Genomic DNA, 23,059 nt, shown 5'->3' on the forward strand with positions numbered 1-23,059 from the left:
TTTCTCACTTCAGATAGAATCGGCCGATTCCAGTATACAGAGATCAGCGCGACTGGCAGCAAGCACCGTATTGACTGCATTCTTATCCGTCAGATAGCCGCCAACCAGCGTCGGAAGCCCGACCACGTTCCGAATAGAATCGCTGAAAGCAGTCAGGTAGCCGCGCCGGTACCCCAATTCGCTTGCAGGTGTTGTCTGGCCCGCCTGAATCCAGAAAAGATCACAGCCTCGCTCACGGAACGCCGTTGCCACCTGTACAGCCTCCTCCACATCAGCACCTCCCTTGACGCCATCACTGGCAGAAAGCACAATCCCAAGCGGCTTCTCAGCAGGCCATACACGCCGCACCGCCTCAAAGACCTCAAGCGGATAGCGCATCCGTCGCTCCAGCGATCCACCATACGCATCGGTACGCTGATTGGTCAATGGTGAAAGGAAGCTGGCGAGCAGATAGCCGTGTGCGCAATGGAGAAACAGGAGATCAGCCCCCGTTTCTGCTGCCAGCACAGCCGCAGCCACAAAGGCCTGGCGCACGCGCTCTAACGCCTCGGCGTCCATTGCTTTCGGCGTCTGGCTGAAAGGAGTGTAGGGCAGCGGCGAGGGAGCGAGCAGCGGCCATGTGTTCGTCTGAAGTGGCCTATCGAGCCCATTCCCACGCGGTCGAGTCGCGCCGCGCCTGCCAGCATGCCCGATCTGCAAGCCAACGCGTGCCCCTGGCGTCGCATGAACCGCCTGCACAAGCGCTTTCCAGGCCGCTCCATGCTCCGACTGATACAGACCCGGACAGTGGGGCGTTATTCGGCCCTCCGGCGACACAGCCGCGATCTCACCGAGCACCAGGCCCGCACCCGAAGCCGCTATAGAGGCCATCTGAGAACAGTATTCATTGCTGATTCGGCCATCCTGTGCGGGGACAGCAGCCAGCGGAGCACTCACGATCCTGTTGCTCAGCGCAAGACCACGCAACGCGAAAGGCGTAAAGAGCGGAGGCGGCGCAACAAGCGGCTCTACAGCATCATTCCTCTGCCGTGCCCACCACCTATCTACCGCATCACCGAAACGGCTATCGCGCAGGCGTAAATCATCGTAGGTCATACGCCCGCTCCGAGTGAGAAGCTGGAAAGCAAAGGGGAGTGGCTCAAGACGGAGATAGCGGCTTATCGATTCAAAATAGAGGCGGCTTTCATTCGCAGCCTGCTGAAATAGTTCAACGACCGGCCTGCGTTCCTGCTCATACTCGTCGAGCGCTCGTGGCAGATCATCATGCAGCTCCAGTACTCGCGCCAGGCTGATTGCATCCTCCATCGCCAGCTTTGTGCCAGAGCCGATGGAGAAGTGCGCCGTATGCACTGCATCCCCCAGAAGCACGATGTTCTGATAAGACCACTTACGCGTCTTGAGCGTGGGGAAGTTGATCCAGCGCGAGTTGTTGGCAAGCAACGACGCCCCTTTCAAATCCCTTGCGAAGAGGCGCTGACAATAGGCCACGCTTTCGGCCTCGCTCGCCTGATCCAGCCCCGCCCGCAGCCATGTATCCTCATGGCATTCCACTATAAATGTGCTGGAAGTGCCGCTTGAAGGATAGGCATGCACCTGAAAAAGCCCATGCTCATTCTCACGAAACAGGAAGGTGAAAGCATCCAGCACGCGATCAACACCGAGCCAGATATAACGCGCCTTCCCGAGCTCAATCGCAGGGCGGAGCACGTCAGCCAGCTCCCTGCGCACCACACTGTGAATGCCGTCAGCGGCGATCAGCAAATCATAGTTCTCGTTGAGCTCCGCAAGGCCGTGCAGCTCATGCCGAAAACAGAGCGTCACCCCCAGTTCCAGACAGCGCTGTTGCAGGATATGTAAGAGAGTATGACGCGCGATACTCGCAATAACGTGTCCTCCGCACTGAATCACCTCATCCCGGTAGTGCACATCTATTGCATCCCAGATCACAAAATGCTCGCTGATCTGCTCAAAGCTCTTGTAGTCAGCGCGCTGAAAAGAAGCAAGCGTCCGATCAGAAAACACGACGCCCCACCCATAGGTCACGTCGGCTGGATTGCGTTCGAGAACGGTGATCTCCCAATCGCGGTGAGCCTTTTTGAGCAGCAAGGCGCTATACAGGCCTGCCGGGCCACCGCCAGCAACAATAATCTTCATAACAAACAGCCTGAAGCCTTTCTCATGTCTCGACTAGAAGCGCTCGTAGTCGATACCTGCCAGAACTTCAGCAAGGCGCTTGAGCTGGTCAAGGGAAGCAACCGTAGGGAGTAATACAAGCTCATCACAGCCAGCCTCAGCATAGCCGCGAATATACTGTGCAATCGCCTGTGGCGTGGTTAACAAACCTGACGCCACTTTTTCCGCGAAAGTTCCGGTAAACGCGTAATACTCCTTCAGATAGCGTTCTCCGGAAAGAAGGTCATCTTCATCTCCAAGCGCGAAATAGGCTTGTGCCCAGAGTTGCGGCTTCCCCGGCCTTCTCATATCACTCCATGCAGCACGCGTTTTATCGGCAGCACGAGCAAACGACCTGGGTGGACCGCCACCATGGACATAGCCGTTGGCATAGCGGGCAATACGCGTAAACACCTGATCGTTCTGCCCGCCAACAAGGATCGGAGGCCCCTCAGGATGAGCCGGAGACGGGCCAATAGCAGGATCTTCCCAATATGCCCGTAAGAGCGAAAGCTGCTCGACAAAGCGCTTTCCACGTGAACGATACTCGATACCGGCGGCTTCGTAATCCTCGCGGCGGGCTCCAACAGCCATCCCCAGAACCAGACGTCCACCGGACAAGGCGTCAATACTGGCAGACGCCTTCGCAAGCCGAAGCGTGTTATAAAGAGGTCCAATAATAATCATCGTGACCAGCCGCGTGCGTTGCGTCACAGCCGCAGCGGAGGCCAGAGCGACGAGAGGATCAAACGTGTCATAGCAGAGCCGATCAACCACACCGAGGCTGGAAAACGGGCCTGTATCGGCCAAACGAGCCCACTCGATCAAGAGATGACCGTCCACCCCGGGCACGCCAGCGGGCAAGCCCACACCTATGCGCATAATGCAACCCCCTTGTTGCTTGAATTTCCTGCCAGGGATACTTTCAGTATGCCACATTCGTTCCCTTTCTCTCAAGCCCCGCTTGTTTTCATAGCAGATTCTTCTTGTCCGATTTTTTCTCTACCGCCTCAAACCGGACAAGCACAAATAGGAGAGCGCTCTTCCCGGCACAACAGGGTCAGAATAGAGCTATACTCGTATCATCAGCAGCGGGCACCTGTTTGTATACGTTCCACGCGCAACACCGTATCTTGAGTAGTATGCAACAAACAAAAAAGAAGACATGAAGAGCGAGCAGGGATTCTAGCGCATATCGCTCTATCGTGCTCTGCTATCTGGCAGGAAGAAAGAGAGAAACGTATGCAAAGCAACAGTACTATCCATTATCGAAACTTCAATCCGCAGAGCGATTTCACCGCGCTTCTCAGGCTTCTCGAAGCAGCAAAGGAAGCTGACCAGAGCAATGAAGATGTCAGCGAGGAGACACAACGCGAATGGCTTGATCTGTTCGCGCAGGAGCCAGAGGAGGCCCGCCGCGTTGCCTGCGCCGCTGATGAGCTGGTTGGCTATGGTTTTGTGCTCAAAGCGCCGCTTGATAAAGAAGCCGATCTCGCGGTAACTGTTCACCCGGCATGGCGTGGGAGCGGCATCGGAAGCCGGCTTCTGGCCGATCTGGAACAGCATGCTCGCTCGCGTGGAGCCACGTTTACGCGTGCCTACGCTGATGTCCGCCATCAGGAGGCAAACCGCTTTCTGCGGCAGCGAGGCTATGAGCCCGTTTCGACCTATACGCGCCTGAATATCGCGGCAGATACTCCCTTCCCGCAACCAACCTTCCCGGAAGGCTTCGTACTGAAACCATATGAGCAGGTACAGGATGTCGATGTCTTGCTTGAAGCGGTCAATCGTGGCTATGAAGGTCTATGGGGACACCACACGATCAGGCGCGAGGAGCTGGCTGAAAGGTTGCCAGAACAGGACACAGCGGGGCGGCTCCTGCTCTTTGCCCCTGATGGTCACGTTGTTGGGCTGACCTGGGCGAAGCTAAAGCAACCATCCGGCCTGATCGATGCTCCCGGTGTGGTTCCCGAATATCGCACAGCAGGCCTCTATCTTCCGTTGACGCTCGCGGCACTCACCTGGCTTCAGGAGCGGGGGGCAACCTCAATTGATCTCGAATCATGGGGTGATGCTCCCGAAACGATTGACCTCTATCGCACGCTTGGTTTTGTGACGGTTCAGGAAGAGCTCTCATACCAACACTCGCTGGGGGCCGGGACTGCACTATAACCAGAACGCACAGCCACTTTAGCTGAAGAAATACTGCGGGCAGCCAGGTAAATGGCTACCCGCAGTGAGAAGCACAAAACCAACAAGGGAGATGGAGAACTCACGGACGAAATACTACCCGCAAGCATTCATCCTCTTTATGCTTGAATAGCTCGAAGCCCTGGGCGGCCTCGTCCAGACTCATGCGATGGGTGACGACAAACGTGGGGTCAACCTCGCCCTTTGCCACGCGCTCCATCAACATGTGTGTATAGCGCTGTGCGTGCATCTGGCTCATGCGCAGCGTCAGCCCCTTCGTGAAGGCCGCACCAAGCGGGAACTTATCTAAGAAGCCGCCATAGACGCCCATGATTGAGACCACGCCGCCCTTACGACACGCCTGTATCGCCTGCCGTACCGCAGTCGCTCGATCAGTTGTCAGGCGAACGGTCTGCCGTACCTTATCATAGAGGCCAAGCAGGCTTGGGCCATGCGCCTCCATTCCGACCGCATCAATACAGGCGTCAGGACCCCTTCCACCTGTCATCTGCTTGAGTTCCTCTACCACATCTGTTCCCTCATAATTCAGCGGCACCGCATGACAATAATCTCTGGCAACGCGCAACCGCTCGGGAAAGCGGTCGATCGCAATCACCTGCTCTGCACCAAGCATCCGAGCACTAATCATTGCGAACAGGCCAACCGCGCCACATCCCCAGACAGCCACGGTATCGCCCGGCTTGATATCGCAGTAGTCAGCACCCGTGTAGCCCGTCGGGAAGGCATCCGAGATAAACAGCGCTTGCTCGTCCGACACACCATCCGGCACCTTGACCGGCCCGATATCCGCAAAGGGAACACGCACATACTCCGCGTGGCTGCCTCCATAGCCGCCGTACAGGTGCGAATATCCGTAGATCCCGGCGGGCGCAAAACCATACATTGCCTCTGCCATCCAGGCATTCGGGTTCGAGTTGTCACACAAGGACCACAGGTTATTGCGGCAATAGTAGCATTTTCCGCAGGCGATTACCGATGGCACAACAACACGATCCCCCTTCCGAAGCGTCTTGACCTCTTTCCCCACCTCAACAACTTCACCCATGAACTCATGGCCAATCACATCGCCCTTCTGCATTGTAGGGATATAGCCATCATAAAGATGCAGGTCTGAGCCACAAATAGTTGTGGCCGTTACCTTCACAATCGCATCACGCGGGTTGATGATTTGTGGATCAGGAACGCGCTCGATCTGCACATTCGTGATCCCGTTCCAGCAGACAGCCCTCATGCATTCCTCCTTGCTTCCTTTTCGCTCTCCCGGGGCTGTGCCTGAGGCAGCTCGCCTGCTTCCATCAGCGCTTTCAAACGGCGCAACTCTTCTCGCACAAGCTGTTCAGGCACTCGACTGAGAATCATGCCAGAAGGTATGATATTCAACAACGACAGCTTGTCAGGGCGCTTAAACTCAACTTCCAGTGTCACAATCGTACCCTGATCAGCGGGCGCAGGGTCAAAGCGGATCCGCCCGCCCACGCTCTCCAGCCGCTCCCCCATAAAACGCCAGGCAATCAGGCGCTCGGGTATATCCTCAGTTAGAACGGAATCCCACTCGACGAACTCACCTCCGGGCAGGCGTACCAGCCAGTGCCAGGACTTGTCTCCGATGGGCGTGATCTGTTCAACAAACGGATGAACTGGCACCGTCCCGGCGAAGTCTCGCCAGAAATGATACAGCTCGTCAGCAGGCCGCAGGATAGTCACGGCTCGCTTGACTCTGACACCAGAGCCGTCAGGAAGCGGCATCACGGTACTCGGGCTCTCCTTAACCGTGTTGAGATCAAGCAAGCGATACAACACACTTCTCCCGGTGAGCCCACGATAGAGCAGCAGACCACCAAGCGCAGTTGTCAATCCCACCGTTTTGCGCCGCCAGAGCCCACAGAGTGTCAGCGCTGCTCCCGCGATCGTCGAAAGAAGGCGCTCTTCTCGCCCGACATTGACCTGCTGCCAGGAACGAGGATCATACTTGAGTTGTAATGTATCCCGTTGATCTTGTTCTGATGCAACCGTCATCGCTCCTTGACTCCATTTCCGCTTTTATGGCTCATTCGTCTACTATAGATGCAACTTTACAGCTTACAGGCCCGGGCCCAACATACGTAGAAAAGACTCCGTATACTTTCCATTGCACGAATCAGCAAAGAAAAAAGTGGCAGGATCATGTACAAAAGACGAAGTTAGCTCTATACTGAGATCATCAATACAGACGCGTCGGATTCTTGAAATAGAGGATGTATGTCGACTGAGGTAGCAATCAGGGAGTTTCTGGCAGGGTGGACCTACAGCCGCTCATTCCCGGGAACAGCGTATCAGCATTATAAGCCGCTTTTCCATGTTCACTTTGGGGATAGGAGATATGGCCGCTTTGATGAGCTCCTGCTTCTCGAACCAGCAGAACCTGCGCACGTTATCAGGTGCGCTGCTTGCCTGATAACCGGACCGCACTGGCTCACCATCTTTGCATCTGGGCAGGATCAAGCGGCTCTAGAAGCGGCTTACACGCGCGCTGGCTACAAACTGAGATATCAAGAAACGCTGATGGAAAAGGCGCTTGCAGCCGAGCAGCCGCCCGTTCTACCGGCCAGGCTCTCGTTGCAAACGCTCTCACACGTATCAGATCAGGCGTGGCAGGAGCGCTTTTTTGCCGCGCTCCCATCTTATGCGCAAATGGCTCTGGAAGCGCCCCGGCTCACGCACTATCGGGTGCTTATCGAAGGGAAGAGTGTGGCCAGCGCCCGTAGTAGCATCACACCGCATTCCAGCCTCTGCGTTGATGAGGTATACACTGATCCTGCATTTCGCCGCCGTGGCCTGGCTTCCATCTTGATACAGCAGTTGCTTTATGATGCTTCTCTCTCAGGCATACACACAAGCGTCCTGCTCGCCAGCGAGATGGGCAAACCGCTCTACCTCAAGCTGGGCTACCGCGCCCTCGCTACCGCCCTGATCTTCGAGAAGAAGGAGTGATCTGCCTACTCCGCCGTCCCATACTGCCATGACGCCTGATAGGTAAGCTGATCAGCGTTGAGCGTATCAAGCCGGATGCCAAGCGCTTTCAGCTTCAACTGTGCCACACGCTCATCAAGCTCAGCAGGCACGTTGTGGACCCCGGGAGGCAACCGGTGTTCCGTACAGAGCAGGTAATAGGTGCTGAGCGCCTGACCCGCGAAACTGAGATCCATCAATGCGGCTGGACTGGCTTCAGCCGCAACCTGACCCACAAGTCGCCCCTGACCAAGCAGGTAGACATTGCGCCCGTTGGGTAGTTGATATTCAACCAGATGATCCCGAATTTCCTGGGTCTGCACGGCGGTCTGCTCAAGCGCCGCTACATCGATCTCAACATTGAAATGGCCGGAATTCGCGAGCAGCGCGCCATCCTTCATCTGCAAAATGTGCTCTTTGCGAATCACACCTTTCATCCCCGTCGCAGTCACAAAGATGTCTCCAAGCGGAGCAGCCTCTTCCATTGGCAATACCTGAAAGCCTTCAAAGTACGCTTCCAGCGCTCTGGTCGGGTTGATCTCGCACACGATCACGCGAGCGCCCATGCCTCGCGCCCTCGCAGCAATCCCGCGGCCACACCATCCATAGCCCGCAACTACAAATGTCGAGCCAGCAAGCAGTGTATTGGTTGCGCGTAGAATACCGTCTATCGTGTTCTGCCCCGTTCCAAAGCGATTATCGAAATAATGCTTTGTCGGCGTATCATTGACCGCGATTACCGGAAAGCGTAGTAGCTTATCCGAAGCAAGCGCACGAGTACGAACAACACCCGTGGTTGTTTCTTCAATACCAGCGACAACGCTTCCTGATGATGACCGTTTGTGCAGCTCAACGATCAAGTCGGCGCCATCATCCATGACCAGGTGCGGATCAATATCAAGAACTTGTTCAACATGACGTCGATATGTCGGGAGGTCTTCACCATTTATCGCATACACCTGCATTCCCTCCTCAACCAGAGCCGCACAGACATCATCAAAGGTAGAAAGCGGGTTAGAAGCGCAGAGAGCAATTTCAGCTCCACCCGCATGCAGGGTTGAAAGCAGCACAGCCGTCTCGGTCGTGATGTGGAGTGAAACAGCCAGACGCTTGCCTTGAAACGGCTGTTGCGCCGCAAACTCTTCTCGAAGCTGATTCAGCACTGGCATATGACGTGCCGCCCAGCGGATCCGCTTTCGTCCACGTTCTGCCAGAGCAATATCACGAATGTCGTAGTTCACAGAATGCATCCTTTCATTACAGGACTCGATCAAGCGACCGAGTGTCGAAGACGCCGTTGTTTCCGCTCTTCCCAATCCAACCAACTCTTCTCGGAGCGCTGCAGGGTGTCGAGAGATGCGGCACTATCAATCAGCGTCTGCTGCGTAAAGAAGCCACGAAGAGCAAACAAGAGAGCCGTATTCGAGCTTGCAACAGCCTGAGCATTCTCTGTCTCCTCCGCCGTTCCGACAAGCGCTTCGGTATCGTCGCAGAGCAACAGCAGCGTTCCCTGCTTGACCTGCCGGGAAATCACGTGACAGCCACGCGCCTGCTTCAACGACTCGGACAGCTCACGCAGACAATCCGGGGAACCAGCTACCGACACGGTAAAACGCGCTCCCTCGATCATCGCTCGCGCCCGATCCAGAATGGCCTGACGACCGCGTACCACCCAGAATTCAGCCAGATTCTGCCCCTGTGCCAGCGTGGCGATCGAGTCGGTGAGCGCATTCAGCGTATTTTCCATCGTGGAGCGCATTTGTGCAAGAAACAGGCGAGGTTCCAGCGCCCGATAACGCGGCGGATTGCCCGGCTGGACCAACGCCAATCCCTTTTCAACCAGACGCTCAAGCACTTCATAGCTGCGCGAAAGCGGCACCTGGGAGTGCTTCCCAACCTCGTAACCGGTCAATGCATCGTGCTTGAGCAGGGTATAATATGCCTCGGCCTCATACTTGTTCAGGCCAACCTGTTGCAATAGCTCTACTGTCGTCATCTCTCTCTCCAATATAGTAACCACTATAGTAGTTACTAGTATAGACGAAACCGCAGCAGGAATTCAAGGCCCTCTTAAACAGCAGATTCCGCCTGTTGTCTCCGGAAAACGATGCATGATTGCTGAAAAAGGGCAATACATGGTAAAAATAAAAGAGAAGACAGTGAAAGAGCAGATGACGGAGAATACGGCAAATTCAGGGTTAGCAAGAAAAGAGGAATATCCTGCTTGACCGGCCCCGGGCCTCTGTCGGGTTCCGGCTGTTCTTCTATTGCTGTTATATCGGGATTACGCTTTTCTTCTCAGGGTGCCTGCTGCTCATCTGGCTGGTCGAGAAGACACCGCCAGCGGGGTTGATTGTTCCCGGGGTCACGTTCGCGCTGCTGGTCATCTGCTTCTGTACGATTCTTGCGTTGGTCCAGCGGACCGGACAGAGAATCACCTATATGATCGACGACAACGGACTTCATCTCTATAGCGGCAAGCAGCCACTGGAGCCAGGCAAACCAACCCGGCTCAACGGCATCGTCTTTCATCAGACCATTCCATTGAGCCAGATTCAGAGCACATCAAAAGTGGCAACCACCGGTAGCCTGCTTGGTTGGGGCACCAAAGATGCCGGCCTCCGTCATCGCTTTCGAGATTGTGTTCTGTTGACAATCAGGTCAACCGCAACCTACAGGTATCATTTCTATATCAGCCCTTCCAATGCATGTATCAAGATTGTATTTCAAGCCATCGAGAGCAAACTGCGTTAGCGGATGCCCCAGTAAATACACTTGCTCGCCAGCCACTCTATAGGCGTAAACAGGCCAGGGGCGATCTTTTCTCCAGCAATATTAATAACCGGGTCAGCCGCTGTCATGCGCTCCGTTTCTTGATCCATCTTTTATCCTCAGTTGAGAGAACAGGAAGCCCATGCCACTTGTTGCGAGCATGGTTTCCCTCGCAGGCGATGCAAATGATCTCTCTATACAACGATATCCGGTTTCAGTTCGCAAGAAACCTCACGAGGACAGCGTCTGTAAGCCCGGGCTGCTCTGGTTGACAGAATGCAAACCAGAGCAGCGCTTCTCAACGGGGTTCTCGCTACTGGCACTATTTGCCGGGCTGCTTTGCTCGTTGAGCGCTTTGCAGATTCTTCGTGGTTGTATTAGAAGCAAAAACGGCAATATTCTTCATTTGCTCATCGAGATGGGGATAACCTTCAACAATCAAGACATCGTCCTCATCCTTAATCGCGTCCGCGACCTTACGCCACTGTTTCTTACTGATGAACAAAGTATAGCTGGTAGTAGGTTGAGCCGGAACCGGCAACCCTTTTGGCAAAGGCGGAATCTTCGCTGCCTGTAGCGCTGTCATCACAAAGCTTCCCCGTTCAATTACTCGCCCGGGACGTCCTATTACCGTAATCTTCACCGTTCGCACCTGCCCTTTCTCTACCGACGCCAGATCTCGAAGCGCGCCAAACCGTGTCTCCCAGGTTATACCGGGTACTGTAGTTGAGGCATCTTCATTGTCCTTGCGAGATGCACCTTGCCACATAAAAATTTTCCGAAAAATTTCAGGAGGGATCTGTTGCCGGACCAGATGGAAGAAAACCCCTCCCGGTGTCCGTCTGCGCGAGCCATCCGGCAGCATCAAGCCACCATCAGCTTCAACACGCTGCGTCTCATCCAGGGCTCGCAACGCATTCTCAATCCCCCAGAGCCGCACAATCTTTTCGATCTGGACGCGAGGTGTTTTCTCGGTTTCGCCCAGTTTCTCGGCAATCATTGCCGCTACTTCCAGTCTCCGACTCTGCTGAACCGATGACGTTGCTTGTTTGCGCTGTGGATGAGGCGCATTTCCCTTACCTCGTGGTCGTTCCGCTGATTGCATGAGTTCCTCTCTTCCACGCTTGCCAGAATGATCTGCTTCTTAACCAGCTACAAAGATTGTACCGTTTCACAAGTTCCTTGTCAAAGGGCAAGTACTTTTTGTACATTCGACTTTGGCTTTAACTTTTTCGCGTTTTCTTTTTCGATTCGCACAAGCAAACCCATCAGGAGGCAGTCCGCTCTCAGCAGCGACGGAGCGCCTGCCAGCTCGCAGGGAAGATTGAACTTTTTCTACTCAAAGTGTTTTTCGTGCCAGACATCTAGCAAAACACAGATTTTTATGGTATCTTAGAGATAGTGATTCTCTACAATTGAATATAGTAATGTCTTCGGGGCAGGGTGAGGGACATGAAACTCCCAATTCCCGACCGGTGGTACAGCCCACGACCTGCTTGCATAGTCTCTGTGCATAGTAGCTGACCTGGGGAAGTTCCAGGGCCGACGGTGACAGTCCGGATGGAAGAAGGCAACTCACACAGTATGCTCTGCTGTGTTCTCTCTGACATGCAGAAGCCGTACCACGGCGCTCTCTCTGCAAAACGGGTATCATCTCAACGCCCACAAACACCTTTCCTTCCATCCCCTTTGTTGCTCGCTTTCCCTGCTGGCTATCATCCCGATTTCATGTTGATGCAGACCACGTTCGTACGTACATACGGACGATAGGACGCTATGCCTTTCTGCGCTGAAGCGCGTTCTCGTATCGGGGGTCTCCCGGCCCGGGAACACCTGTCTACTGAGAAGTTGGCCCCTTCGCTGGCAATTCGTTCAGGAGGTAGTGCTATTGTACTGTTGCCAGTATATAAGCGATGCGAGATCAGGGCAAAACAGGTAATTATTGAAAAAGTGAAGAATTGCAGCGATACAATATGGAGGAGAGAGAATGAATACACCCTTTATTAGTGTGCGAGATGCAATTGATGTTGTTCGTCAAGGAAACATGATTCTGATCTGTGATGACGAATCACGAGAAAATGAGGCTGACCTGTGTATAGCTGCACAGTTTGTCACTCCTGAAGTAATAACATTTATGATGCGCAATGCCTGCGGCTTAATCTGCGTCGCGCTGACTGGCCAGCGGCTGGACACGCTTCAGCTCCCCGTCTTTGACCAATCAGACCAGCCCCTTCAGGGAACGGCCTTCACGCTCTCAGTTGATGCTCGCCACGGGACAACAACCGGTATTTCAGCCCACGACCGCGCGCGAACGATCCGGGTGCTGGTTGATCCTGCCACCCGACCGGAGGATCTGGCACGCCCCGGACATATCTTCCCCCTTCGGGCCGCCACTCAAGGGACACTGGAACGACGCGGGCATACAGAAGCGTCTGTTGATTTGATGAGCATCGCCGGGCTGGAAGCGGCTGCCGTCATCTGCGAGGTCCTCAACGAGCATGGTGAGCCCGCCCGCGGCGAGGAGCTTCACCGGCTGGCTCAACAGTGGAATATTCCTGTTCTTACCGTTGAGGCAATCGCCAGCTATCGCCGTCAGCAGCTTGTCAGCCCCGTTGCATCGACCAGGCTCCCGACACCTTTCGCGACCTTTCAGGTCACCGATTACCTTGAGCATCGGACCGGTCAGCACACCCTGGCGCTGGTACTCGGCGATCTGCACGCTCCCGATGCAGAACCACCGCTTGTACGCCTGCATTCTTCCTGTCTGACCGGCGACATCTTCGGCTCACAGCGCTGTGACTGTCAGGCTCAGCTTCATGCAGCCATGCAGGCTATCGCTGATGAGGGACGTGGTGTCCTGCTCTACCTGCCCCAGGAGGGCCGCGGGATTGGCTTGATGGCAAAACTACAGGCCTATGCTTTGCAGGATCAGGGCCATGATACCATTACCGCCAATGAGCGGCTCGGTTATCCTGCCGATGCGAGAGACTATACATCTGCACTTGCAATCCTCCATACGCTTGGAGCAAAGCGAGTGCGTCTGCTGACAAACAACCCGCAGAAGCTTCAGGCGCTGGCGCAGGGCGGTATCGAGGTAGAGCGCGTCGCTCTCGAAACCACACCCACACCGCATAACATCACCTATCTCACTACCAAGCAACAGCGTATGGGCCACGCACTGACGATGCTTCATGGATAAGGAGTGATAGATGAAACACATGCTTCCACCCACACCGGATAAAAACGGCTCAGAGCTCTCGATTGGCATTCTCGTTGCTCGCTACAACTGGCCAATCACCGGGGCAACTCTCGCACTGACCTGCGAGGAACTGCAACGGCTCGGGGTCGCGGAGCACGCCATCACCATTCAAAGCGTGCCCGGTAGCTTCGAGCTCCCTCTTCTCGCCCAGACAATGCTACAGAGTAAGCGGTATGACGCGCTGATCTGCATCGGTTGCGTGATGAAGGGCGAGACAAGACATGACGTTATTGTAAGCGACGCAACAGCTCAAGGTCTGATGCGACTTGCACTGGACTACCAGCGACCGGTGATTCTGGGCGTGATGTGCGCGGAAACACAGGCGCAAGCCGAGGCACGCATTGAACGCGGAATCGAATATGCTCGCGCTGCAGTCGAGATGGCGCGGACACAACAGCATCTACTTCACAATAAATAGCGAAATGGAGGAAAGAATGTTTTCAGGAATTGTCGAGGAAATCGGGATCATTCAAGAGATCACAGCAACCAGCCTGACCATTCAGGCACAGAAGGTTCTTGCCGATCTTGAGGAGAAGGATAGCATTGCGGTCGATGGCACCTGCCTTACCGTTATTGCTCGGGGTGCCACCTCCTTTACGGTCGAAACGGTTCCCGAAACGGTACGCCGCACACGGCTCGGCAGCCTTCGTCCCGGAGATCGAGTCAATCTGGAACGCTCTGTGCCTGCCAGTGGCCGCATCGGAGGGCACACCGTGCAAGGCCACATCGAAGCAACCGTGCGCGTTCGCTCAGTGGAAATAGACGGTATCGCTCTGCTGGTTGCTATCGAGTTACCGGAAGCACTGCGCCCTTACGTGGTGCCAAAAGGCTTTATTGCGTTAAACGGCGTCAGCCTGACAGTAATCGGGGTTTTCAGCGATCATTTCACTATTACCCTCATTCCTTATACCCGGGAACATACGAATCTGGGAGAGGTACAGCCGGGCACTCTCTTAAATGTTGAAACCGATATTCTCGGGCGCTATGTTGTCCAGTACCTGGCGCTTCAACAAAAAAGCGAACCCGCTGAAGCCCTCTTCCCTATTTAGCAGAATTTCGGTCCCTTCAGGCTACTTATATTCGTATACCCGAAAATCACTCACTCGCGCGACAATGCGGCTGCACTCAAGCGTGATTTGCTTCTGAGAGAGCTGCTTTGATTGGATACTGGTCGCTCCGCTCATCCGCCTTTCATTGACCAGAAACTCGACCCGGGGACCGCGCACCTCCACCCGATAGGTACGCCACTCGTCTCCGGGCTCGAAATCAAATACCTGCGGCTGCGCGGAGCCCATGTTCTCCTGCGGCTCTATCAGCGTTTCCATCAGAGGATGCACCGCATAGGTATGACTATCTCCGGCCAGCAGCCCCAGAACCTCAGCAGTATATCCGTCCTTCTCTCCATCTTTCGCCGCTGCAAGTCGATAATGCCCGCCATTTGCAGGCACCGAGACAACCTGCAAGCGAAACTCTATCGCGTAATCGGGCGTTTTTGGCGTATAGGGAAGCGTAATCGAGAGATCAGGCAGAACCTGCGTCTCCAGATAATTCTTCACCACCTTCCACCCTTTTGAGGGCTTCCATTCATCCAGCCCCTTCGACCAATCGGCTGTATACGCCAGTTGAGCGGTCGCTACATGTTGGGTTACTGTCGGCGTCGCGCCCGTCTGCGGGGCCGAGCCAGACGAGCAGGAGAGAAAAAACAGGGAGAGAATCAGGATAAGCCCGCAATGCAAGCGGTAGATCTTGTTCAAGCGCACTGCTCCTTTCATACGGCCATGCTTTATACAGGTAGATTGGATGAGTGTAACATGCGCTAAGCGCTTCATTAGCTTCACTATTCTTACAAAGAAATACGTATCTTCAATGGAATATCTTTCATCAGTCATCATCATTACAATTATGCTTCTCTATTCCTCTTTTTGGCTTCATAATGAAAAACATGTAGAGAGAAATCGTACTCTGTTACTGGTCCTTCAGCGAGAACGTTCTAAGAATTGAGAGGAATGCACGTTTTTTCAGCCACAAAAGGAGACAGCAATGCAACGAAAGTACAGGCTCTCATTCTGGCGCAAAGCAGTCAATCAGATTGCCATACGGCTTCTCAAGGCAGGGATTCCGCTTGGCACAACCTATCTGCTTACGGTCCGGGGCCGGAAAAGTGGCTTACTACACACCATTCCTGTCACGCTGGTCGAAGAAGGTGGACGCCGCTGGCTCGTAGCGCCCTATGGAGCTGTCAACTGGGTGAAAAATGCCCGTGCTGCTGGCGAGGTGACAATCTCTCGAGGCAAAGAGGGCACCACCTATCGCGTCAAAGAACTGGAGCCCGCTGAGGCCGCGCCAATCCTGAAACGCTATATTCAGCGCGTTGGCATCGTACGCCCCTTCTTCTCTGCTACCCCAGGTGCTCCCCTCGCCGCTTTTGAGGCCGAAGCAAAGGAACATCCGGTCTTCCTGTTACAGGCCTGATCCTCAATTTTCTCGCCCTCTCAGCCAGGAACACGGCTCTCACAGCTTGAATAGGCTTCAACAGATGAGAGTATATACGATTTTACCATTTTCTATGAATAGGATGGGAAAGAACGCAACAATACCAGAGATAAGATGCACCATTTCTGAAACTCAATCTCAGCCAGATGACTTATAATGAGAAAGGGATTCTCGTCACAGGTGATCAGCATACCTCTCTCCTTTGACCTGACATCAGCAGAGAACATCGCACCACAACACTACAACTGGAAAGTGAGCAACTATGAGTGTATTGTTGCGAAAGAAAGATATCGATGTACTACAGCAAGAAGCTGAGCATGAAAAGGATTTGAAGCGTAGCCTGGGCCCCTGGAGCCTGACCGCTCTTGGTCTGGGCGCGATTATTGGCGTCGGCATATTTGTGCTAACCGGCGTTGCAGCAGCGACACAGGCCGGTCCAGCCGTGATTATCTCTTTCATCATCGCGGGCTGTGCAAGCGCGGCGGCTGCGCTCTGTTATGCTGAATTTGCAAGTTTGATTCCCGTCGCGGGCAGCGCCTACACCTATAGTTATGCAGTGCTTGGTGAATTGCTGGCATGGGTTATCGGCTGGGATCTGTTAATTGAGTACACCCTTGTGGTTTCCTCCGTGGCAATCGGCCTCTCAGGCTATTTCAACAGTTTGCTATCAAGCGTTGGTATTCAGCTTCCAGCCGCCATTTCTGGCGCTCCCGGTACGGGGCCCGGACGTGTTGTTGACCTGTTTGCCATCCTCTTCTGTCTCTTTACCGCATGGCTGCTTACCCGAGGGATTAAAGAGAGCGCGCGCTTCAACACGGTTGCCGTAATCATTAAGCTGACCGTTGTTGTTGTCATCATCGTTATCGGGGCGTTCTTTGTGAAGCCCGAAAACTGGCACCCCTTTGCGCCGTTCGGCTTCTCAGGCATCATGGGAGGCGCGGCACTGGTGTTCTTTGCCGTTTTTGGCTATGATGCGATGAGTACAGCAGCCGAGGAAGCGAAGAATCCACAGCGGGACATCCCCTTTGCCATTCTTGCCTCGCTTGGCATCGCCCTTGTTTTCTACATTCTGATCAGCCTGGTACTGACCGGGATCGTGCCCTATCAAACACTTAACAACTCGGCTCCGGTTGCCAACGCGTTCCAGGCGATTCATATGCCCTTTGTCTCTACCCTGGTCTCAATTGGAGCGCTGGCCGGCATTACAAGCGTGCTCTTTGCCTTTATGCTTGCTGCGGCACGCGTCTGGTTCGCGCTCAGCCGGGATGGGCTCCTGCCCTCCTGGTTCGCCAAAACGCACCCCGTCCATAAAACGCCCTATCGTCCAACCTGGCTGCTCGGTATTATTACAGCGGCGGTTGCGGGCTTTACGCCGATCGCAGTTGTCACTGAGCTGGTCAATATTGGTACATTGAGCGCTTTTATCATTGTCTGCGCCTCAATCATCATCCTCCGGAAGCGGCGCCCTGACCTCAAACGCGGCTTCAAAACACCACTTGTGCCGCTTCTGCCGATTATCGGAATAGGCTTCTCGCTCTGGCTGATCCTGAGCCTGCAACCGATCACCTGGCTTCGTTTCGGCATCTGGCTGGCAATTGGCCTGCTGATCTACTTCCTGTATGGCATTCGATCAAGCAAGCTGGCACGAAAACAGGAAACCGACAGCCCAAAAGCGGCCGAGGGTATTCCTGACACCGTCTAGCTGCTTGCCAGAAAACAGCTCTCTTTGTGAAATCCAGGTCGCGATTGTTCTCTGCTGTTCGTTCATTCCGGTAGGAACTGAGGCTCTTCGGGCACTCCTGAAGGGCCTTTTTCTTTCCATTCAACTTTATAGCAGGAAAAAACGTATATTTCTTATAATTCTACATTTCTATAGTCCTATATCGCACCCGCTTCAATCAGTATTCTGCTTCTACTGGAGAAAAAACATGCGCCAAGTACAACAACAGAGCGAGCAGCCCGAACAGCGACAGACAAAAGGCTTCGATGCATTCCAGGTATGGTACGCGTACAGACACATCAATTATGCAGTGCTGTATTTCTTCTTCCTTACACTCTTGCTTACCATGATCAACAACACTATTCTTTCATACTTCGTCTTCTTTGCCTGGCTGTTGCTTCTCTTCTTGATTCCACTGGGAATTGTCATCTATCTCCATATTCGCTCGTTTCAGGTTCAAAAGCGGATCGATTTTTTACGCTCTTCAGCCCCTCACACACAACGCATCCTGGAGCCGCAACCTCTCCCCGATGCGCATGTGCTTCACCCACCACTGATAGTACGCATGCGCTTTCACTGGTTTGCATGGCTCTCCGGACTCCTCGTCTGGCTTGGCCTGGTGTTCATACCTCTGATAACCCAGTTCGGGCCAACCATCGCTGGCTTTTTTCTCAACTTACCACTTGGGCTTGGTCTGCTGGTCCTCTTACTCGCACTCTACGTTCTGGACCCCTTCCGCGGTCCCTTGCTCTATCCCTCATTCACGATTACTGAGAGCGGCATCACGGCACACTACCTCTGGCATAGGGCCGTGACCATCAGATGGGATGAGGTGCGCTATTTCGCCCTGACCGGTTACAAAACAAATGCCGCAACCGAAACCTATGAACTCAGCGACGGAACCCATACGATTCGCTGGCGCAACCCATTCAGCCATAACCTCTCTTTCTATAAACCGACCATGTCGCGTGAGGAGTATGAGCGGTTCTTTCGGGATCTTCCGGCCTTCATTCGGGCCAAAACGGGCCGCCCACTCCTTGACCTGCGCTTTCAGAAATTCTTTCTCTGGTAGCGACTACTCTTTTTCTAGTTTTACATCCTTTACACTTTTCTCAGCTTTTTCTATAATAGGAGTAGCCTTTTCTACAGCATAAACAGAACATACCTGTGACCATACGTCATTCACCCTGCGCTTCTACTCAACTGCCAGAGCAAGCGAAAAGGCAAGCCGAAAAGTACAAGGATGTCAGGAGATTCTAGAAATGATACGCCAGCACACCGCTCAGGACGGCTCTCCCCTCAGCGGCTTCGATCCCAGCAAGAAAAGCGCCCGGCTTTCCAGCTATTTCCTGCTTCAGCTCGCGCTGCTCTTTGCACTCGCCTTTCTCGTAATGACACTGGATATGTATCGGTCCAGCGGGCCCCTTGCTTTTATTACGTTCAGTATTCTTTTACTTGCGCTCGTGCTTATCATCATTTATTTTAATAGCTATAACAGGAAAAGACTACAGAAGCTCCAGCAGGCACGCGCGTCAGCACTCCACTCACAGCGCTATCTGGGGCGGCTACGGCCTCTCGCCGAGCAGGAACGGCCGGCTCTCCCCTGGACCCTGCCACAGCCGCCAGACAGCATACTCTTTATCGTTGTTCCTCTCCTTGCAGTCGCCAACACCTTCCTGTTATATCTTGTTACGCTTCCGCTCCCGGTATACACATTTGTCGCTGTTATGCCACAGATACAGGCGACGTTACCGTATGCCCGCACCGCGCTGCTGCTCCTCACACCGCTGCTTTTCATCGCGAATATTCCACTTTTTCGCAGTATCAAAGCGTACCGCTATCCCGCACTGGACGTCACCAGCGATGGGATCGTTGCACAGTATCCCGGCCAGCGCATAATCACCATACCGTGGCATGAGATCCACTATGCCGCGCTTATCATTGACCCGCACTACCCCGGCTTCACCTTTCTTGAAATCAGCGATGGAAGCAACGCAATCGATCTATGGAGCCCTATGAGCCCATTCTTCCTTCTCTCAACAAACCGCATTCAGAGCTATCTCAAGCAGGTGACATACCTCTTTCTCCTGATAGAAGAAAAGAGTGGCAAGCGGCTGCTGGAATTGGAGCTTCCTTCCAAAAAGCAACCAAACAAGGACTACAAGAGTCCGCTAAAATATGGTATGCTACTAGAAGAGCGTCATGACGACGCCAGATAACGTCACAGGTAACTGGTTTGCTAGGGGAGCGAGAAGCTGAGAGGCGGGATCAAGCCCACCAACCCTTTGAACCTGATCTCGGTAAGTCACACGGGCTTTTCGGTCGCGTGTGGAAGACGAGCGTAGGGAATGCAACCATACGACGAAGGCCATGTCTGCTGGCTCGACGATGGGAGCGTTCATGGTCTTTTCTTTTTGCCTGAACGCACCACTCGATCAACAGCATTGCTTCGTCTACTCCTCCTTGCAGCCGGTAACCGCCATTGCGCTATGCTCACAGGCATAGAAGCGACAAATGGAGGGTACACATGCCGGAACATTCTTTTCAAGCACAGCAACCTTTTCCCGGTAGTCGCAAAGTCTATGTGCAGGGACCACGACCAGACATTCGAGTCCCGATGCGCGAAATTCCCCTTACTCCTACACCGAACCGCACTGGCGGCGTGAGCGAAAATGCACCGCTGCGCGTCTACGACACGAGTGGCCCCTATACTGACCCCAACGCCCACATCGACATTTATAAGGGGCTCCCGCCACATCGCCGCGCCTGGATTCTTGAGCGAGGCGACGTCGAGGAGTACGAGGGGCGGGCCGTTCTCCCGGTCGATAACGGCTACAAGCCCGGTGACAGCCGCGCTCACGATGCGGTGTTTCAGGGCACGCGCAAGCCGCTCCGCGCGAAACCCGGACGCACCGTTACCCAGATGCACTATGCCCGCCAGGGAATCATCACACCCGAAATGCAGTACATCGCCGTGCGCGAGCAGCTCGACCCGGAATTCATACGCTCCGAGGTAGCCCGTGGACGCGCCATCATCCCGGCCAATATTAACCATCCCGAAAGCGAGCCCATGATTATCGGACGCCATTTCCTGACCAAGATCAACGCCAATATCGGCAATTCGGCGGTCACCTCCTCTATTCAGGAAGAGGTGGAGAAGATGGTCTGGGCGACACGGTGGGGCGCTGATACGGTGATGGATCTCTCGACCGGCAAAAACATCCATACAACGCGAGAATGGATCATCCGCAATTCACCGGTTCCCATCGGCACGGTGCCTATCTATCAGGCGCTCGAAAAGGTCGGCGGCAAGCCTGAAGAGCTTACCTGGGAGATCTATCGTGACACCTTGATCGAGCAGGCAGAACAGGGCGTCGACTACTTTACCATTCATGCGGGCGTCCGGTTGGCCTATGTACCACTTACCGCTCGTCGTGTGACCGGGATCGTCTCGCGTGGTGGCTCGATTCTGGCAGCGTGGTGCCTGGCACACCATCAGGAGAACTTCCTGTACACGCACTTTGAAGAGATCTGTGAGATCATGAAAGCGTATGATATCGCCTTCTCGCTTGGTGATGGATTGCGTCCCGGCTCGATTGCCGATGCAAACGACGAGGCCCAATTTGCCGAACTGGAAACGCTTGGCGAGCTGACCCGCATTGCGTGGAAACATGACGTGCAGGTCATGATCGAGGGCCCCGGCCACATTCCCATGCACCTGATTCGGGAGAACGTCGAGAAGCAGATGGAGCTCTGTCAGGAGGCACCATTCTATACACTCGGCCCGCTGACAACCGATATCGCGCCGGGCTATGACCATATCACCTCGGCCATTGGAGCGGCTATGATTGGCTGGTTCGGGACGGCAATGCTCTGTTATGTCACGCCCAAAGAGCACCTCGGGCTGCCAAACAAGCAGGATGTCAAAGCGGGCGTCATCGCCTACAAGATCGCTGCGCATGCCGCCGACCTGGCAAAGGGCCATCCAGGCGCTCAGCAGTGGGATGACGCCATGTCAAAGGCACGTTTTGAGTTCCGCTGGCGTGACCAGTTCAACCTGTCGCTTGACCCTGAAACGGCGCTTGCCTATCATGATGAAACGCTTCCGGCAGAACCGGCAAAAACCGCGCACTTCTGCTCGATGTGTGGACCACGTTTTTGCAGCATGCGCATTACCCAGGATATCCGCGAATATGCGCAGAGCAAGGGGCTACAGCCCTCACAGATCATCACTGTGGGCATGGCTGAGAAGGCACGAGAGTTCCGGGAAAAGGGAAGCAAGCTGTATCAGGAGCAATAGCAGAAAAGAAGGGAAGCTTCTCGCCTTGAGGAGCTCCCCTTCGCTGTGCTGCGGCAGGCTAGCAGCCGGGACCACCATAGCGGAAAGCGTTCGGCTGCTGAATCCAGCCATAGTCAAAACAGGAGGTCTCGCCCGCACTGACATTGACATTGGCGGTAACGGCTGTATTTGCCGTGGTATAGACATACATCGATTGAATCCGCGCTGAGCCATTCTGAGAACCGAAGATCCCATTCCCCATCTGAGTGTGTGAGCCGCCGCCAGAAGCGACCTCACCGAACCACTGAAGCTGTGTTGTCTTGCTGAAATCCTCACCCTTGCTGGTCCAGATAGAGTCAGGGAAATAGCCAATCCAATCATTATCGTAGTTCAGCCACCAGTTCCCCTGATAGTGGTAGATCGCATAATGATGCAGCGAACCATCGCTCGCAAGCTGCATGCCGGGATAATGGGCATTGGACACCTGCACAAAGCCGCAGCCATTGTAGCAGTTCCCCTGATCGTTGACCCACGAGAAAACAAACAGATGCGGCTTGTCGTCTCCATTGTTCACGGCCCGATCAACCGTCCAACCGATCTCAACGATCTGGCGACCATGTGGCCCATAGTTCAGTGCTGCGATCTCGGCCAGGGTGTGGTAATCCTGCGAGCTCAAATAGGGCTGATGCTGCGTAAAGTCCGCCGGGGTGCCAAGCGACTCGACATTCTGAATGCCGGTCACATAATGATAGCCCGCGCTGATAGTAGCCTGCTGAGGCATCGGGGGCGCATGCTTACCGGACTTCTTCGCGACCGGTTGCGGGACCTGTCCTGCCGGGCAGATTGGCTTTGCGGCTGGCTTCCTTGCGCTTGTCTGCTTGATATCTGTCTGTACCCGAGGAAGCGCTACCTGAGGTGCTTTGACACAGGTATACTCTTTCTTCACGCCTGTCTGCTCGCTTCGAGCAAAAGCAGTACCGGAGCACATGAACAGCAGACAGCAGGTCAGAACCAGGACCAGAAACACACGAGAACCTGGTTTCTGTCGCATCGTAGAAGGACTCCTTTCCAACGGTGCATGTAATATCCTTTCCGTCATTCTCTTCCCCGTAACAGCACAACATGCGTCTATTTTTCGGGAAGAGAACGGAGCAAGATCAGGTGT

22 protein-coding genes and 1 riboswitch are annotated in these 23,059 nt (G+C 54.4%); of the genes, 11 read left to right on the plus strand and 11 right to left on the minus strand.

What is annotated here, in order from left to right:
* Positions 1-9 precede the first annotated feature (9 nt).
* Together KTH_RS02380 and KTH_RS02385 are read right to left on the minus strand one after the other, a co-directional pair.
* Positions 10-2,154, minus strand: a complete 2,145-nt coding sequence (locus KTH_RS02380) for an oxidoreductase (RefSeq protein ID WP_111322819.1) — start codon at positions 2,152-2,154, stop codon at positions 10-12.
* A gap of 33 nt (positions 2,155-2,187) precedes the next feature.
* Positions 2,188-3,054: an LLM class flavin-dependent oxidoreductase gene (locus tag KTH_RS02385; RefSeq protein WP_497616215.1), complete on the minus strand. Its 867-nt coding sequence runs from the start codon at positions 3,052-3,054 to the stop codon at positions 2,188-2,190.
* A 360-nt stretch (positions 3,055-3,414) separates the two neighbouring features.
* On the opposite strand from KTH_RS02385, the gene KTH_RS02390 reads away from it, so the two are divergent.
* On the plus strand, positions 3,415-4,344 hold the full coding sequence (locus KTH_RS02390; RefSeq protein WP_111322823.1) for a GNAT family N-acetyltransferase: 930 nt from the start codon (positions 3,415-3,417) through the stop codon (positions 4,342-4,344).
* Positions 4,345-4,444: 100 nt separating this feature from the next.
* Here the strand turns inward: KTH_RS02390 and KTH_RS02395 are convergent, their stop codons facing one another.
* Together KTH_RS02395 and KTH_RS02400 are read right to left on the minus strand one after the other, a co-directional pair.
* Positions 4,445-5,614 carry a zinc-dependent alcohol dehydrogenase gene (locus KTH_RS02395; RefSeq protein ID WP_111322825.1) on the minus strand — a complete coding sequence of 390 codons (1,170 nt, stop codon included), beginning with the start codon at positions 5,612-5,614 and terminating at the stop codon, positions 4,445-4,447.
* The gene (locus KTH_RS02400; protein WP_111322827.1) at positions 5,611-6,399 is read right to left on the minus strand and encodes an SRPBCC family protein; all 789 of its coding nucleotides are present in this window, start codon (positions 6,397-6,399) and stop codon (positions 5,611-5,613) included. The genes KTH_RS02395 and KTH_RS02400 overlap by 4 nt, the downstream gene beginning before the upstream one ends.
* Positions 6,400-6,621: 222 nt before the next feature.
* On the opposite strand from KTH_RS02400, the gene KTH_RS02405 reads away from it, so the two are divergent.
* Complete coding sequence (locus KTH_RS02405) at positions 6,622-7,353, plus strand: GNAT family N-acetyltransferase (RefSeq protein WP_111322829.1); 732 nt, start codon at positions 6,622-6,624, stop codon at positions 7,351-7,353.
* Positions 7,354-7,358: 5 nt separating this feature from the next.
* Here KTH_RS02405 and KTH_RS02410 read toward each other — a convergent pair whose 3' ends face one another.
* Together KTH_RS02410 and KTH_RS02415 are read right to left on the minus strand one after the other, a co-directional pair.
* Entirely contained in the window at positions 7,359-8,612 is a 1,254-nt protein-coding gene (locus KTH_RS02410) for an adenosylhomocysteinase (RefSeq protein WP_111322831.1), read from the minus strand.
* A gap of 29 nt (positions 8,613-8,641) precedes the next feature.
* Positions 8,642-9,367 (minus strand): TrmB family transcriptional regulator, encoded by a 726-nt coding sequence (locus tag KTH_RS02415; RefSeq protein WP_111322833.1) that lies wholly within the window; start codon positions 9,365-9,367, stop codon positions 8,642-8,644.
* 353 nt (positions 9,368-9,720) lie between these two features.
* Between KTH_RS02415 and KTH_RS02420 the strand changes: the two genes are divergently transcribed.
* Positions 9,721-10,125, plus strand: coding sequence for a hypothetical protein (locus KTH_RS02420; RefSeq protein WP_111322835.1), 405 nt, complete (start codon positions 9,721-9,723; stop codon positions 10,123-10,125).
* Here the strand turns inward: KTH_RS02420 and KTH_RS02425 are convergent.
* Positions 10,122-10,253, minus strand: coding sequence for a hypothetical protein (locus KTH_RS02425; protein WP_281278844.1), 132 nt, complete (start codon positions 10,251-10,253; stop codon positions 10,122-10,124). The two genes, KTH_RS02420 and KTH_RS02425, sit on opposite strands and share 4 nt — an antisense overlap.
* Before the next feature lie 212 nt (positions 10,254-10,465).
* Complete coding sequence (locus tag KTH_RS02430; RefSeq protein ID WP_111322837.1) at positions 10,466-11,248, minus strand: phosphorylated adapter RNA export RNA-binding domain-containing protein; 783 nt, start codon at positions 11,246-11,248, stop codon at positions 10,466-10,468.
* Between the two features lie 320 nt (positions 11,249-11,568).
* Positions 11,569-11,719: riboswitch (FMN riboswitch) on the plus strand.
* A 411-nt stretch (positions 11,720-12,130) separates the two neighbouring features.
* Between KTH_RS02430 and ribB the strand changes: the two genes are divergently transcribed.
* Genes ribB through KTH_RS02445 form a run of 3 tightly spaced genes read left to right on the plus strand, consistent with a single transcriptional unit; the run spans position 12,131 to position 14,451 of the window.
* Positions 12,131-13,342 carry a 3,4-dihydroxy-2-butanone-4-phosphate synthase gene (ribB, locus tag KTH_RS02435; RefSeq protein ID WP_497616217.1) on the plus strand — a complete coding sequence of 404 codons (1,212 nt, stop codon included), beginning with the start codon at positions 12,131-12,133 and terminating at the stop codon, positions 13,340-13,342.
* 10 nt (positions 13,343-13,352) lie between these two features.
* The gene (gene ribH / locus KTH_RS02440; RefSeq protein ID WP_497616219.1) at positions 13,353-13,820 is read left to right on the plus strand and encodes a 6,7-dimethyl-8-ribityllumazine synthase; all 468 of its coding nucleotides are present in this window, start codon (positions 13,353-13,355) and stop codon (positions 13,818-13,820) included.
* Positions 13,821-13,836: 16 nt separating this feature from the next.
* The gene (locus tag KTH_RS02445) at positions 13,837-14,451 is read left to right on the plus strand and encodes a riboflavin synthase (RefSeq protein ID WP_497616221.1); all 615 of its coding nucleotides are present in this window, start codon (positions 13,837-13,839) and stop codon (positions 14,449-14,451) included.
* Positions 14,452-14,472: 21 nt separating this feature from the next.
* On the opposite strand, the gene KTH_RS02450 is transcribed toward KTH_RS02445, so the two are convergent.
* On the minus strand, positions 14,473-15,156 hold the full coding sequence (locus KTH_RS02450; RefSeq protein ID WP_497616222.1) for a LamG domain-containing protein: 684 nt from the start codon (positions 15,154-15,156) through the stop codon (positions 14,473-14,475).
* Positions 15,157-15,442: 286 nt separating this feature from the next.
* On the opposite strand from KTH_RS02450, the gene KTH_RS02455 reads away from it, so the two are divergent.
* From KTH_RS02455 to KTH_RS02470, 4 genes are all read left to right on the plus strand, one after another.
* Positions 15,443-15,874, plus strand: coding sequence for a nitroreductase family deazaflavin-dependent oxidoreductase (locus tag KTH_RS02455; RefSeq protein WP_497616223.1), 432 nt, complete (start codon positions 15,443-15,445; stop codon positions 15,872-15,874).
* 283 nt (positions 15,875-16,157) lie between these two features.
* Positions 16,158-17,597, plus strand: a complete 1,440-nt coding sequence (locus tag KTH_RS02460) for an amino acid permease (protein WP_497616225.1) — start codon at positions 16,158-16,160, stop codon at positions 17,595-17,597.
* Between the two features lie 226 nt (positions 17,598-17,823).
* A complete protein-coding gene (locus KTH_RS02465; RefSeq protein WP_111322851.1) occupies positions 17,824-18,687 on the plus strand; it encodes a hypothetical protein in 864 nt (287 codons plus the stop codon).
* A gap of 190 nt (positions 18,688-18,877) precedes the next feature.
* Positions 18,878-19,834, plus strand: a complete 957-nt coding sequence (locus tag KTH_RS02470) for a hypothetical protein (RefSeq protein WP_497616227.1) — start codon at positions 18,878-18,880, stop codon at positions 19,832-19,834.
* Here KTH_RS02470 and KTH_RS02475 read toward each other — a convergent pair.
* On the minus strand, positions 19,805-20,017 hold the full coding sequence (locus KTH_RS02475) for a hypothetical protein (RefSeq protein ID WP_428843953.1): 213 nt from the start codon (positions 20,015-20,017) through the stop codon (positions 19,805-19,807). The genes KTH_RS02470 and KTH_RS02475 overlap by 30 nt on opposite strands.
* Before the next feature lie 125 nt (positions 20,018-20,142).
* Here KTH_RS02475 and thiC point away from each other — a divergent pair, with 125 nt between their 5' ends.
* Positions 20,143-21,915: a phosphomethylpyrimidine synthase ThiC gene (gene thiC / locus KTH_RS02480; protein ID WP_497616229.1), complete on the plus strand. Its 1,773-nt coding sequence runs from the start codon at positions 20,143-20,145 to the stop codon at positions 21,913-21,915.
* Between the two features lie 58 nt (positions 21,916-21,973).
* On the opposite strand, the gene KTH_RS02485 is transcribed toward thiC, so the two are convergent.
* Positions 21,974-22,945: a neprosin family prolyl endopeptidase gene (locus tag KTH_RS02485; RefSeq protein WP_497616231.1), complete on the minus strand. Its 972-nt coding sequence runs from the start codon at positions 22,943-22,945 to the stop codon at positions 21,974-21,976.
* Positions 22,946-23,059: the final 114 nt, after the last annotated feature.

The sequence above is a fragment of the Thermosporothrix sp. COM3 genome (assembly GCF_059696735.1).

What these genes read in the sequence shown, in the direction of transcription:
- KTH_RS02380 (WP_111322819.1), bottom strand. Translation starts at nt 2,154, where the DNA reads ATGAAGATTATTGTTGCTGGCGGTGGCCCGGCAGGCCTGTATAGCGCC.
- KTH_RS02425 (WP_281278844.1), bottom strand. Translation starts at nt 10,253, where the DNA reads ATGGATCAAGAAACGGAGCGCATGACAGCGGCTGACCCGGTTATTAAT.
- KTH_RS02470 (WP_497616227.1), top strand. Translation starts at nt 18,878, where the DNA reads ATGATACGCCAGCACACCGCTCAGGACGGCTCTCCCCTCAGCGGCTTC.
- KTH_RS02445 (WP_497616221.1), top strand. Translation starts at nt 13,837, where the DNA reads ATGTTTTCAGGAATTGTCGAGGAAATCGGGATCATTCAAGAGATCACA.
- KTH_RS02485 (WP_497616231.1), bottom strand. Translation starts at nt 22,945, where the DNA reads ATGCGACAGAAACCAGGTTCTCGTGTGTTTCTGGTCCTGGTTCTGACC.
- KTH_RS02475 (WP_428843953.1), bottom strand. Translation starts at nt 20,017, where the DNA reads ATGAACGCTCCCATCGTCGAGCCAGCAGACATGGCCTTCGTCGTATGG.
- ribB (WP_497616217.1), top strand. Translation starts at nt 12,131, where the DNA reads ATGAATACACCCTTTATTAGTGTGCGAGATGCAATTGATGTTGTTCGT.
- KTH_RS02415 (WP_111322833.1), bottom strand. Translation starts at nt 9,367, where the DNA reads ATGACGACAGTAGAGCTATTGCAACAGGTTGGCCTGAACAAGTATGAG.
- KTH_RS02430 (WP_111322837.1), bottom strand. Translation starts at nt 11,248, where the DNA reads ATGCAATCAGCGGAACGACCACGAGGTAAGGGAAATGCGCCTCATCCA.
- KTH_RS02460 (WP_497616225.1), top strand. Translation starts at nt 16,158, where the DNA reads ATGAGTGTATTGTTGCGAAAGAAAGATATCGATGTACTACAGCAAGAA.
- ribH (WP_497616219.1), top strand. Translation starts at nt 13,353, where the DNA reads ATGAAACACATGCTTCCACCCACACCGGATAAAAACGGCTCAGAGCTC.
- KTH_RS02400 (WP_111322827.1), bottom strand. Translation starts at nt 6,399, where the DNA reads ATGACGGTTGCATCAGAACAAGATCAACGGGATACATTACAACTCAAG.
- thiC (WP_497616229.1), top strand. Translation starts at nt 20,143, where the DNA reads ATGCCGGAACATTCTTTTCAAGCACAGCAACCTTTTCCCGGTAGTCGC.
- KTH_RS02385 (WP_497616215.1), bottom strand. Translation starts at nt 3,054, where the DNA reads ATGCGCATAGGTGTGGGCTTGCCCGCTGGCGTGCCCGGGGTGGACGGT.
- KTH_RS02405 (WP_111322829.1), top strand. Translation starts at nt 6,622, where the DNA reads ATGTCGACTGAGGTAGCAATCAGGGAGTTTCTGGCAGGGTGGACCTAC.
- KTH_RS02390 (WP_111322823.1), top strand. Translation starts at nt 3,415, where the DNA reads ATGCAAAGCAACAGTACTATCCATTATCGAAACTTCAATCCGCAGAGC.
- KTH_RS02455 (WP_497616223.1), top strand. Translation starts at nt 15,443, where the DNA reads ATGCAACGAAAGTACAGGCTCTCATTCTGGCGCAAAGCAGTCAATCAG.
- KTH_RS02395 (WP_111322825.1), bottom strand. Translation starts at nt 5,614, where the DNA reads ATGAGGGCTGTCTGCTGGAACGGGATCACGAATGTGCAGATCGAGCGC.
- KTH_RS02465 (WP_111322851.1), top strand. Translation starts at nt 17,824, where the DNA reads ATGCGCCAAGTACAACAACAGAGCGAGCAGCCCGAACAGCGACAGACA.